This is a genomic window from Streptomyces sp. NPDC031418 (assembly GCF_055581605.1).
The window spans coordinates 398,667-410,512 of sequence record NZ_JBVIJC010000004.1 but is presented as its reverse complement, the minus strand read 5'-3'; the positions used below and the strand labels follow the sequence as shown (position 1 = coordinate 410,512).

At 72.0% G+C, this 11,846-nt stretch carries 11 protein-coding genes and 1 pseudogene; 4 read left to right on the top strand and 8 right to left on the bottom strand.

The window, feature by feature from the left end; genetic code table 11:
- Positions 1–139 precede the first annotated feature (139 nt).
- Together ACZ5CZ_RS07755 and ACZ5CZ_RS07750 are read left to right on the top strand one after the other, a co-directional pair.
- Positions 140–1,390, top strand: coding sequence for a YihY/virulence factor BrkB family protein (locus ACZ5CZ_RS07755; protein ID WP_468940159.1), 1,251 nt, complete (start codon positions 140–142; stop codon positions 1,388–1,390).
- Between the two features lie 230 nt (positions 1,391–1,620).
- Positions 1,621–2,517 carry a VC0807 family protein gene (locus tag ACZ5CZ_RS07750; RefSeq protein ID WP_468940156.1) on the top strand — a complete coding sequence of 299 codons (897 nt, stop codon included), beginning with the start codon at positions 1,621–1,623 and terminating at the stop codon, positions 2,515–2,517.
- Here the strand turns inward: ACZ5CZ_RS07750 and ACZ5CZ_RS07745 are convergent.
- Positions 2,504–2,995, bottom strand: a pseudogene (locus tag ACZ5CZ_RS07745) (VOC family protein); the annotation flags it as partial. The gene ACZ5CZ_RS07750 and the pseudogene ACZ5CZ_RS07745 overlap by 14 nt on opposite strands.
- Positions 2,996–3,167: 172 nt before the next feature.
- On the opposite strand from ACZ5CZ_RS07745, the gene ACZ5CZ_RS07740 reads away from it, so the two are divergent.
- Both ACZ5CZ_RS07740 and ACZ5CZ_RS07735 read left to right on the top strand, forming a co-directional pair.
- The gene (locus ACZ5CZ_RS07740; RefSeq protein ID WP_385840697.1) at positions 3,168–4,031 is read left to right on the top strand and encodes an isocitrate lyase/PEP mutase family protein; all 864 of its coding nucleotides are present in this window, start codon (positions 3,168–3,170) and stop codon (positions 4,029–4,031) included.
- On the top strand, positions 4,028–4,288 hold the full coding sequence (locus ACZ5CZ_RS07735; RefSeq protein ID WP_385840698.1) for a hypothetical protein: 261 nt from the start codon (positions 4,028–4,030) through the stop codon (positions 4,286–4,288). The genes ACZ5CZ_RS07740 and ACZ5CZ_RS07735 overlap by 4 nt, the downstream gene beginning before the upstream one ends.
- 98 nt (positions 4,289–4,386) lie before the next feature.
- Here the strand turns inward: ACZ5CZ_RS07735 and ACZ5CZ_RS07730 are convergent, their stop codons facing one another.
- The 7 genes from ACZ5CZ_RS07730 to ACZ5CZ_RS07700 form a co-directional block, all read right to left on the bottom strand.
- Entirely contained in the window at positions 4,387–4,590 is a 204-nt protein-coding gene (locus ACZ5CZ_RS07730) for a hypothetical protein (protein ID WP_385840699.1), read from the bottom strand.
- A gap of 91 nt (positions 4,591–4,681) precedes the next feature.
- Positions 4,682–5,110, bottom strand: coding sequence for a hypothetical protein (locus ACZ5CZ_RS07725; RefSeq protein WP_385840701.1), 429 nt, complete (start codon positions 5,108–5,110; stop codon positions 4,682–4,684).
- Between the two features lie 200 nt (positions 5,111–5,310).
- Positions 5,311–6,561, bottom strand: coding sequence for a cytochrome P450 family protein (locus tag ACZ5CZ_RS07720; RefSeq protein ID WP_468940151.1), 1,251 nt, complete (start codon positions 6,559–6,561; stop codon positions 5,311–5,313).
- A 716-nt stretch (positions 6,562–7,277) separates the two neighbouring features.
- Positions 7,278–8,552 carry a hypothetical protein gene (locus ACZ5CZ_RS07715; RefSeq protein ID WP_468940149.1) on the bottom strand — a complete coding sequence of 425 codons (1,275 nt, stop codon included), beginning with the start codon at positions 8,550–8,552 and terminating at the stop codon, positions 7,278–7,280.
- Between the two features lie 46 nt (positions 8,553–8,598).
- A complete protein-coding gene (locus ACZ5CZ_RS07710) occupies positions 8,599–9,504 on the bottom strand; it encodes a carbohydrate ABC transporter permease (RefSeq protein ID WP_468940146.1) in 906 nt (301 codons plus the stop codon).
- Positions 9,501–10,388: a carbohydrate ABC transporter permease gene (locus ACZ5CZ_RS07705; RefSeq protein WP_468940143.1), complete on the bottom strand. Its 888-nt coding sequence runs from the start codon at positions 10,386–10,388 to the stop codon at positions 9,501–9,503. The genes ACZ5CZ_RS07710 and ACZ5CZ_RS07705 overlap by 4 nt, the downstream gene beginning before the upstream one ends.
- A gap of 7 nt (positions 10,389–10,395) precedes the next feature.
- Positions 10,396–11,730: an ABC transporter substrate-binding protein gene (locus ACZ5CZ_RS07700; protein WP_468940140.1), complete on the bottom strand. Its 1,335-nt coding sequence runs from the start codon at positions 11,728–11,730 to the stop codon at positions 10,396–10,398.
- Positions 11,731–11,846 lie beyond the last annotated feature (116 nt).

Here is an 11,846-nt window from a genome sequence, read left to right as displayed (position 1 = left end):
CTGCTCCCTTCCTCCCTTCCCCCCCCCCCCCCCCCCCCCCCTTTCCCCCCCCCCCCCCCCCCCCCCCCCCCCCCACGCGGATCCCGTCCACCTGCCCCGCAAGGTGAGCCGGGCGCGTCGCTGCGGATACCTTTGGGTCGTGCAGCCAGCAAGTGACACCCCCCAGCGACCGCCCGGGCGGCTCCACCGGGCCAGAGCCCTGTACCGGAACGTATCCAAGCGCAGGACCGCCTGGCTGCTGCTGAAGGACACCGTCAACTCCTGCATGGAGTACCGCATCCTGGGCCTGGCGGCCGAGGCCGCGTTCTTCACGCTGCTGTCGGTGCCGCCGCTGCTGCTCTGCCTCATCGGGCTGCTCGCGTACGTCGACACCTGGACCGGCGCCCACACCATCCGCAGTCTCGAGACCAACATCCTCGAGGCCTCGCGGACGGTCCTGTCGGACAAGGGCGTCAAGGAGATCACCCAGCCGATCCTGCACGACGTGATGAGGGGCGGCCGGCCCGACGTCATCTCCATCGGCTTCCTCTTCGCCCTGTGGTCCGGGTCCCGTGCGGTCAACGTCTTCATCGACACCATCACGGTCATGTACGGCCTCGACGGCGTCCGGGGCATCGTCAAGACCCGGATCATGGCCTTCCTGCTGTTCATCGTGGCGCTGCTGATCGGCTCGGTCGCGCTGCCGCTGATGGTGGCCGGGCCGGATGCGGTGGTGCGGGTGGTGCCCTGGTCGGCGACGGTGGTCCAGGTCCTGTACTGGCCGGTCGTCATCGTCCTGTCCATCGTCTTCCTGACCACCCTGTACCACGTGTCCGTGCCGGTCCGCTCACCGTGGATCGAGGACGTCCCCGGTGCCCTCGTCGCTCTCGCCATGTGGGTCCTCGGCAGCTTCCTGCTGCGGATCTACCTCACGAACACCATCGAGGGCGCCACCATCTACGGCTCCCTCGCCGCGTCCGTCGCCGTCCTGCTGTGGATCGGCGTGGCCGCCTTCGCCGTGCTGGTCGGAGCGGCCGTCAACGCCGCCATCGACCGGGTGTGGCCGGCCGCCGCCACGGCCACCGCCCGCGCGGCCAACGAGCGGATGCGCGAGGCTCAGGTCGCCGAGTACGTCGCCCGCGCCGCGGCGGCCCGGGAGAGCGACTCCGACGATCCCGACGACCCGGACGACCCCGACATGCCGTCGGAGTTCCCCGAGCGCTGGTCCCGCTTCCTGCCGCCGGAGGACGTGACGTCCCGCCTGCGCACGCATGTGAAGAGCCAGCACGTCCACAAGGGGCATGTGGGCAACGGGGTGAACGGGGTGAACGGGGTGAACGGCGTGAACGGCGTGAACGGGGTGAACGGAGGCAACGGGGGGAGCGAGGACACGGCGGGCCCGCAGAGGTAGGTCCGACTTCCGGTCCGACCCGTGGTCCGACCCGTGGTCCGACTTCTGGTCCCCGGGGAGCGCTCCACCAGGGGGTGGAGTGCCGGACGGAGATCGCGGACCTGGACCTCCACCTGGTTTCCACCCGGCTCTCCACCCCTGCTCCGATCCGCCGGACCCCGCCCCGCGCCTAGCGTTTTCCCAGGCCGGCACCGCCCGGCAGGGAATCCGCTGCGGAGCGAGGAGGACCCATGGCGCACCCCACGGGCAGCAGGACGGACGACAGGACAGGCCGCGTTGCGGACAGCACGACGGGCCGCACGCTGGACACCACGACGGGCCGTGCTCCGGACAGGACGGCGGGCCGTCCACCGGACAGCACGGCGGATGTGGCGATGGGGCACGCGCCGGATGACGCGGCGCGGCCACACCGGCCGCGTGCGCGGGGGAAACCGGGCGGGACGGCCCGCGGCCCCCTGCTCTCCCTCGCGGTCGACATCCTGCTGCCGCTCCTCGTCTACTACGCGGCCCGGTCCCTCGGCGCCGGCCAGGCACCGGCGCTGCTGCTGAGCGGCGCGCCTCCGGCTCTGCGCCTGCTGTCCGGTGCGGTGCGCCGGCGCCGGGTGGACGGCGTGGACCTGTTCTTCACCGTGCTGCTGGCTGCCGCCGCGCTGGCGTCCCTGCTGGGCGGGGGCACCCGGCTCCTCCTGTGCAAGGACGCGGCGCTGTCCCTGGTGGTGGGCGCCTGGGTCCTCGGCACCGGACTCACCCGGCGACCGCTGGCCTTCCAGCTGGGACAGAGACTGCACCGGGAACCGGCGGCCCTGGCGCGGGCAGGGTTCTGGCAGGACTCCGCGGAGTTCCGCCGGGGGCTGCGGGTCCTCACCCTGCTGTGGGGCACCGAGCAACTGCTCGACGGCGGCCTCGGCACGCTCGCCGCCCTCACCCTGCCCACCGACACGGTGCCGCTGCTCGTCCGGGCCCAGTCCCTGCTGCTGCTCGCCCTGACGGCACTGGCCAGCTTCGCCTACGCCCGCCGCTTCCGTACCCGCCACGGCATTCAGCTCTTCGGTGTCCCCTCCGGCGCGGCGGACCGACGTCAGCACAGGTCGAAGGGCGGCCGGGCCCCGGGGCTCAGCGGAAGGTGACCGGTCCGTTGGGTGTGTCCAGGGTGAAGGAGAGTCCGGCCGGGCCCGGGGTGAGCGACAGTCCGGTGCCGAGGGCCGCGAGCGGGCCGTGCACCTCCTCCGGGGCGGGCAGGGTGGCCGTGACCTCCAACGGCGGGGTGACCGGCAGGCCGGAGGCAGCGGGATGACGGGAGTCGCCCCAGTCGATGAGGAACGGCACCAGACCCGACGGGTGGCCCGCGGCGCCGTCGGTGAGCCGCCGGCGCAGCACGGTGCCGTCCGGGGTGCGGCGGCTCATCGGCCGGGCGGGGCCGGGGTCGTAGCCGCGCGCGCGGGCCGCTTCGATCGCCGCGTCGAGGTCCGGCGGGCTGATGGCCCAGGTGAGCGTGCGCGGCCCGGTCAGCCGGTCGACACCGAACGGCCGGGGTGCGGGCTGGTCCGGGTCCGGGCCGAGGATCTCCAGACAGCTGCGGCCCCCGAGCCCCACCAGATAGTTGCGCAGCTCGCCGAGTGACGTTTCTGCGGTGAAAGCGTTCCACCATTCAGGTGAGTAAAGCTTGTCTCAGTAGAAGGTCACATGAGTATCTAGAGATGCTCTTGGCTTGGTAAAGGGCGTCGAGACGCGGCGGGGCCCCCGCTCCGCGTCACCCACCCACAAAAGGAGCCGGACCTTGACTTACGGGAAGAAGCTGCGCGACCGGATCGCCGGGCCCGGGACCACCCCGCTGATCGGCGTGTACGACATGTACTCGGCGTCGATCGCGGCCAAGCACTACGACGGCATGTTCGTCTCGGGCTTCGGTTTCGCCGCCTCGTACTACGGCCTGCCGGACATCGGATTCATCGCCTGGCCCGACATGGTGGCCTTCGTCCAGCGGCTGCGGGGCGCGTTCCCGCACCACCACCTGCTGGTCGACATCGACGACGGGTACGTCGACCCGGAGGTCGCCTGTCATGTCGTCGAGGGGCTGGAGCGCATCGGCGCGTCCGGCGTGATCCTCGAGGACCAGAAGCGGCCGCGCCGCTGCGGTCACGCCGACGGCAAGCAGGTGCTGCCGCTCGAGGAGTACCTGGAGAAGCTGCACCAGGTGCTGGAGACCCGCCGTGATCTCGTCGTGGTCGCCCGTACCGACGCCACCGACGAGCGGGACATCCTGCACCGCGCGGAGCGGCTGGCCGCCACCGACGCGGACGTCGTCCTGGTCGACGGTGTGCGCAGCGTCGAGTGGATCAAGCGCATCCGTGAGGTGGTCGGCAGCAAGCCGCTGCTGTTCAACCAGATCGCCGGCGGCAAGTCGCCCCGGCTGTCCCTGGGCGAGCTGTCCGAACTCGGCGTCGACGTCGCGATCTACAGCACCCCGTGCCTGTTCGCCGCGCACCAGGCGATGGACTCCGCGCTCTCGTCCCTCAAGGAGGCCGACGGGCGGCTGCCGGAGGTCGACCCGGCGAGCGGGGTCGGCGTGCGGGCGTCCACCAGCCTGCTGGAGCGCAACATCGCCCGCGAGCGGCTCATCCCCGAGGGTGTGGGCGTGTGACCGGCGCCCTGCCCCGGCTCGGGGTGGCGACCGCCGTGGCCGCCGCGCTCCTCGGCGCCGGCGCCGGTCCCGTGGCCGCATCCGACAGTCTGATCACCGTGATCGACAACTCGCACGCCGACTCCTGGCTGGAAGTGGACCGTGCGGCCAACGTCCAGACCGGCAGCGGCACCGCGGGCAGCGACCACGACGGCAGCGCCGTGGACGTGGTCGAGGCCATCGTCGGGGCCGCGCACCGGCACGGCGTCGCGGACTGACCCGGCCCACCGGCCCCACTCGCGGACAACGGCGGCCGGGCACCTCCCGATCGGGGTGCCCGGCCGCCGTCCGTCCGGCCCCGGAAGGGGGCCGCGTCTCAGTCCTCGCCGAGGTCGGGCCGGCCGTTCTCGTCGAGCTCGACGTCCTCCTTCGGGTCGTGCTCGTCGGCGGCCGTCAGCACGGTGGCGCGGTGCTGTCCGGGGGCGAGGGTGCGAGAGGCGGCGTGCGCCGTGCCGTAGGCGGCGACCAGGGCGATGGAAGCCACGGCGAGGGCGGCCGCGGAACGCGTGGTGAGGTTCATACCCGGGCAAACGGGTATGCGCCGGGCAAAGTCACCACGGTACGGCCGAACGGGCGGGCGGAGTGCGCCGGTTGCCGGGGCGGAACCCGTTCTACAGGACGGCGACCGTCTGCGCGTCGGCGTACCGGAACCCGTCGTTGTCGAAGTAGAAGACGGTGACCTTGACCTTGTCCCCCTTGGCGAAGTGCGAGCCCACCGCCGGGCGCAGGTTCACCAGTGCGACATGGTTGTTGTAGTCGCAGATCAGGTGGTCCTTCTTGATGGTGCCCGCGGCGATGGACTGGTCGTGGGCGCTGTGGTTGAGCGTCGTCGCGTTGCCGACGAGCTCGTGGTCCATGCCGACGTCGCAGGAGTACGTGACCTTCACCTGGATGCCGGGGGTGTGCAGGGACACCTTGTCGATGGCCAGCAGGTTGGCCTTGGCCGCCGCGGACGGCGCGGTCGCCAGCGCGCCGGCGCCGATCAGTAGAGCGGTGACCGCGGTTCCGGCGACACGTCGGCGGAGACGGGATGACGTCATCTCGGTACTTTCCTTCCCCCTTGCGCGGTCGCCCTTGGTCGATGTGTGGAGAATTCTCCAACTAGGCGGGCAACTGCGACTGTTGGTCAATTCGACCTGAATGTTATGTGCTCGTGGAGTGATTCAGGGGCTCGACGGACGACGGTGTCCCGTGAGGAATGCCGCACCCCGCCGGATGAACCACTCCCGGCCCGACACCGTCAGCGCACCGGGCGGACCGGGAGCGCCTGCACGCTGTTGCCGATGAAACTGCGCTGGCGGGGGAGTTCGGCCTCCGGCACGGCCAGGTCGAGGTCGGGGAAGCGGGTGAAGAGCGCTTCCAGGGCGATCGTGACCTCCAGTCGGGCGAGCGGGGCGCCCACGCAGTAGTGCGCGCCGTGGCCGAAGGAGAGGTGCCGGGCCGCGCCGCGCCGGGTGACGTCGAAGCGGTCGGCGTCCGGGCCGTGGAATGCCTCGTCCCGCCCGGCGGCGGTGTAGCCGGCCAGCACCGGGGTGCCCCGCAGGATGACGGTGTCGCCGAGGGCCAGGTCGCGGGTGGGGTAGCGGAAGGGGAACCAGCTGACCGGGCCGTCCCAGCGCAGCGTCTCGTCCACCACGTCCGACCAGGTGGCTCTGCCGTCCAGGACCAGCGCCAGCTGGTCCCGGTGGGTGCACAGCGCCCGGACCGCGTTGCTGATCAGGTTGAGGGCGGTCTCGTGGCCGGCGACCAGCATCAGGCGCATGGTGCCGATGAGGTCGGCCTCGCTGAGCCGGTCGCCGCCGTCCTCGCGGGCGGCTATCAGGGCGCTGGTCAGGTCGTCGCCGGGGGCGGCCCGGCGGGCGGCCGCGATCGTGCCGAGCAGCTCCGTCAGCTCGCGTACGGCGGCCATCACCTCCGCCGGGGTGGCGTCCGTGGCGATGACCATCGTGTAGGTGAGGTCGTGCAGCCGGGCGCGGTGCTCGGGGTCCACGCCGAGCAGCTCGCAGATGACGCTCAGCGGGAGCGGGAGGGCGACATGGGTGCGCAGGTCCGCGATGCCGTCCGGGTCCTCGGCGGCGGCCCGGGCGAGGTCGTCGAGAAGGCCGGCGGTCAGCTCCTCGATGCGCGGCCGCAACCGCTCCACCTGGCGGGCGGTGAAGGCGTTCCCGACGAGGGAGCGCAGCCGGCGGTGGTCGGCGCCGTCGGCGGTGTGCATGCCCCGGGCGTCGGCGAAGACCCGCAGCGGCCAGTCCGCGGGGATCGTGCCGTCGTGCAGGGCCGGGCAGTGGCGGGCGTCCTTGGCCACGTCGGGGTGGGAGAGGAACTCCTTGAGCGCGTCGTGCCCCAGTACGACCGCCGCGGGCACCCCGCCGGGCAGTACGACATCCGCGACGGGCCCCCGGGCCCGCAGCTCGGCGTTCAGGGCGTGCGGGCAGCCGCCGGCGGGATCGACGACATGGGCGGACGCGGGCGCGGGGAGGTGGGAGGACAAGCCGGGACTCCTGACGGTATGACGGATACCGGCCAACAGTGCGGTGTCGAGAGCCGCTTGTACAGCCCACCCGGCGGACACGTCGGCCGGGGCCCGCCTGGGCGAGCTTCGGCCGGGGGACACCCTCGGCCGGGGCGCTCGCACCGGCCCGCCCGCGGACACTTCGGCCGGGGCCTGCGCGTGCAAGCTCGTCCGGCGGACACTCCGCCTCGGCCGGAGGTGCTCGTACCAGCCGGCCAGGCGGAACACCTCGGCCGGGACCACCCGTCCAAGCCCGCCCGGCGGACACGTCGGCCGGGGCCCGCCTGGGCGAGCTTCGGCCGGGGGACACCCTCGGCCGGGGCGCTCGCACCAGCCCGCCCGCGGACACGTCGGCCGGGACCACCCGTCCAAGCCCACCCGGCGGACACGTCGGCCGGGGCCCCGCCTGGGCGAGCTTCGGCCGGGGGACACTCTCGGGCGGGGCGCTCGCACCGGCCCGCCCGCGGACACTTCGGCCGGGGCCTGCGCGTGCAAGCTCGTCCGGCGGACATTCCGCCTCGGCCGGAGGTGCTCGTACCAGCCGGCCAGGCGGAACACCTCGGCCGGGACCACCCGTCCAAGCCCGCCCGGCAGGACACCTCAGGCGACGCCCGCCCGTACAAGCCCACTCACCGGCGCCCCGGCCCAGTGGGACACCTCGGCCGGAAGCCGGTGCGCCCTCCTTCTGCCGTACCTCAGAGGCGGAGTGTTCCCGGGAAGGCGCCGTGGCTGATGCCCGGGGCGGTGAGCGCCAGCCAGCCGTGGCCGCGTACCTCGGTGTCCGGGCCGACCTCGCCCGGGTCGACCGAGAGGTACCGGCAGGCCGAGCGGGCGCCCGTGGTGCCCGCGTTGGACGGTACCTCGTCGTACTCGGGGTCGTACTCCGGGTCGTCGACCGCGAGGGTCTCCCACGGCAGCGGGTCGCCCTCCCACTCGGGGTCGCTCTCGGCGGCGTACCGGCGGATCATCCGGCCGTCCTCGGCGACCATCCACACGTCGGCGCCGCCGGCGTCGTCGAGGAAGAACAACTGGGCGTGGCCGCAGCGGGCGCTGACCGACTCGACCGTCTCGATCAGACCGTCCCAGGCGTCGCCGACCAGCAGGTCGAAGGGGCCGAAGACCAGGCGCCAGCCGTTCAGCTCGGGGGTGACGAAGACCCGCCCCACGGCCTGCCCGGCGCCGTCCTGCCCGGGTGCCCGGATGTGCCGGCCCTCCGCCGCCTCGACGCCGGCGGCGACCGTCACGGGCCGCCGGTCGTGCAGGCCCAGCGCCTCGAAGAGGCCCTCGTACGACGCCCCGGGCACCGCCAGCCACCAGCCGCTGAGGGTCGACGACGGGAGCCTCGGGGTCTCGTGCGGGATCTTGACCCGGATCAGCCGCTCGATCGCCGCGCGGTCGCGGTCGTCGAGGGCGTCGGCGCCGCCGCCCGCCACCAGCGCCACCATCGCGCCCCGCCGGGTCCTCGGGCTCTCGGCCGGGTCGCGGCGCAGGGCGCGCAGCCGCGGCCGGAAGGAGTCGTGCAGCGCTCGGGCGTAGTCGGACGCCCGGTAGGGGGCGACGCGGTCGCGGGCGTAGCTGGCCACCAGGGCCCGCAGTCCGGCCTCGGAGTCCGTCCGCAGCCTGAAGAGCCCCTGGAAGCCATGGCCCGACGTGCGGTAGTCCGGATCGGCCGCCAGGGCCGCGTACTGATCGGCGGAGCGCTCGTCGAACACCCCGAGGAGACGGCCCGCCTGCCAGTCCGGCACCTCCTTCCGGCGCCAGGCGGCCACCAGGGGCTCGAAGGCCGGCGGCCCCATGTGCTGCAACGCCCGCATGACCGGTTGCAGTCTGGCGGTCGACTTGACAGCGGCCACGCCCCGCAGCAGCGCGGGCACCACGGTGTCGGCCTGCTCGGCCAGCAGTGCGGCGGCGGCCTCCGCGCGTGCGGAGTCGCCGCTCTCCAGGTCCTCAAGAAGGGATTCGATCTTCATACGACAGCACGGTAGCCAGTGTCGGGTACGGCCCCGGCGGCGCGGCTCACTTCAGGGCGCCCAGCGTCACCCCGGTCCGCCAGTACCGGCGCATCGCGACCATCATCACCGCCATCGGCACGATCGACAGCAGCGCTCCGGTGAGGACCAGGCTGGTCAGGTCCACCCCCGACTCCAGGCGTTTGCCGGTCCAGTTGTACAGGCCGAGGGCGAGCGTCCAGTTCTTCTCGCCGCGCAGCACGGTCAGCGGCAGGAAGAAGGCGTTCCAGGTGTTGACGAAGGCGAGCAGGAACACCGTCGCGCCACCCGTGGTCATCATCCGCAGCACGATCGTGCAGAAGATCCGCACCTCGCCGGCGCCGTCGATCCGGGCCGCCTCCAGCAGTTCGTACGGAATGGTGGACTCCGTGTACACCTTCGCGAGATACACGCTGAACGGGTTGATCAGGCACGGGATCAGCATCGCCCACACCGTGTCCACCAGCCCGATGCGCGAGAACAGCAGATACAGGGGGAGCGTGAGCAGGGCGATCGGCACCAGGAAGGAGCCCACCACACACGCGAACACCACACTCCGGCCGGGGAAGTCGAAGCGCGCCAGGCCGTAGCCGGTGGCCAGCGCGATGAGCGTGCCGCCGGCCGAGCCGGCACCGGCGTACAGCAGCGAGTTGGCGGTCCAGCGCAGGAAGATGCCGTGCTCGTAGGTGAACAGCTGCCGCAGATTGGCCGCCAGGTGCATCCCGGAGAACCACAGGCCGTTGCTCTGGTACAGCCCTGTGCGGTCCTTGGTCGCCGCGATGATCAGCCACCACACCGGAAACAGGCTGTAGGCGCTCGCCAGCACCAGCCCCGCCAGCAGGAACCGCTGCCCGCCACGGCTGCGGGCGGCCGGGTCCGGGCGGGTCAGCCGCCGTACCGGACGGGTCCGGCCGCGCTCTTCGGTGAGGGTCATCGGTCGGCCTCCCTCGAGGTGAGCCGGTAGAAGGCGAAGGAGGCGACCCCGAGGACGAGCGCCAGCAGCACCGAAAGGGCCGCCGCGTAGTGGTAGTTGCCCGCGTTGAACGCCTGGTTGTAGATCACCATGATCGGGGTGAAGCCGTCCCCGACCGTCTGCGGAGTGACGTTCCGGAACAGCGCCGGCTCATTGAAGATCTGGAGCATCTGGATGATCGACAGCATGCCGGTGAGCACCAGTGCCCCACGGACGTACGGCACCTTGACGCTCCGGGCGATCCGCAGCTCGGAGGCGCCGTCCAGCCGGGCCGCCTCGAACAGCTCGCGCGGCACCCCTTGCAGCGCCGAGTAGATGATCACCATGTTGTAGCCGATGCCGTGCCAGGTCAGCAGGTTGCCGATGGACGGCCACACCATCGACGGCGCGAAGAAGTTCCAGGACAGACCGAACACCCGGCCCAGCGGGGTGAGCGGGCCGACGTCGGGGCTGTACAGGTTGATCCAGACGACGGCCGCGACCACCCCCGGGATCATGTACGGCACCAGCAGCAGGATCCGGAACCGGCCCGCCACCCGGGTGGCCGCCGCGTCCAGCAGCAGCGCCAGCACCAGGCTGATCAGCAGCATCACCGGGATCTGCACACAGGCGAACAGCACCACCCGCCCCACCGCGTGCAGGAACGCCGGATCGCTCAGGCCCTGGCGGTAGTTGGCCAGGCCCGAGAACCGCACGGTGGCGCCGCCGAGTCCGAGCCCGGACTGGTGCTCCCGGAAGAGCGACTGGTGGACGGCGTACCCGATCGGGACCAGATACAGGAAGACGAAGCCGAGCTGGAACGGCACCGTGAACGCGGCGCCCTTCCAGCGCTGGGAGCGCACCATCGGGCCTTCAGCCCTTGACGCTGATGCCGCGCGACGTCAGGTCCGCGACCGTCCACCGCTGCATGTGCGCCAGCAGGTCGGTGACCTTCTGCCGCCCGCTGACCACCTTCGCCCAGCCGCTCTGCAACTCGGTGAACATGGCGGTCCAGTCCGGGCCGAAGGTCCAGTCCGTGGTGACCGTCTTCAGGCTGTCGGTCACCACCGTCTTCGCCGGGGCGTAGTTCCTGCCGAGCAGCTTGGCCGAGATCGCCTCGCCCACGTAGGCGCCGCTGTCCTTCAGCGCGGGCATCACCCCGTTGCCGGTGACCGGGCTCGCCATCGTCCTCACCGCGCCCGGGTCCGTGGACATCCACAGCGCGGCCTCCGCGGCCTGGCGGGTGTGCTCGCACTGCTTGGTCACCAGGGTGACGCTGCCGGTCAGGTTGGTGCCGGAGGGCGTCCTGGCGGCCTCACCGGGGTACGTCGGCCATGGCGCGAGCGCCCACTTCCCGAAGGACTTGGTGAAGTTCTGCACCATGCCGGCCATCTGCCAGGTGGAGATCTGCCGGGTCGCGGTGCCGCCGTCGTCGTAGGTGCGCTGCACGGCCGCGTAGTCCGCGAACGACAGCGTGGAGTCGAGGCCGTTGTCGATGATCTCCTGGATCACCGCGGCCGCCTTCAGGGTGCCCGGGCCCTGGAAGTCCACCTTCCAGGAGTCGCCGTCGATCGCGTACCAGTGCGCGCCGGCCTGCATGGCGAGCACCTCCAGCGTGCTGGGGTCCTCACCGGCGTAGTTGGTGATCTTTATGCCGTGCTTCTTCAGCACCTTGCCGGCCGAGATGAAGTCGTCCCAGGTGGCGGGCGGCTTCAGCCCGTACCTGGCGAAGAGGTCGGCGCGGTAGACGGTGAAGGCGGGCGCCGAGCTGGTCGGTACGCCGTACAGCTTCCCCTGCACCTGCGCGGTGGACCAGGAACCGGGGTTGAACCTGTCCTTGGCGGTCCGGACGTACGGGGTGATGTCGGCGAGGGCGCCCTGCGAGACCCAGCTGGTCACGTACTCGGCGGTGTTCTGCACCAGGCAGGGCGCGTTGCCCGCCTTGACCGCGTTGGTCAGCTGCTTCTGCATGGTCAGCTGGTCGGTGACCTTGGTGTACTCCAGCTTGACGTCCTTGTGCGAGGCGTTGAAGGCCTTGACGACGGCGTCCTGCCCGTTGGCCCAGCCCCAGAAGGGCAGCGTGACCGGGCCGGCCGAGGCGGTGTCGCCCCCGGAGCCCGAGCCGCCGCAGGCGGTGAGCAGACCGGTGAGCACGAGACCCGTGAGGGCGGCGTGGGCGAACTTTCTCCGTGGGCTGGTGAAGTTCATCTGACCGGGTTCCTTCGGGATGTAGGCGTCTCGGACGGGAGGGGGCGTCGGCTGCGCGCGGGCCGGGATGGGCGGCCGGAGGTCATCGGCTCGGAAGGTCCGGGACCGGCCAGGCG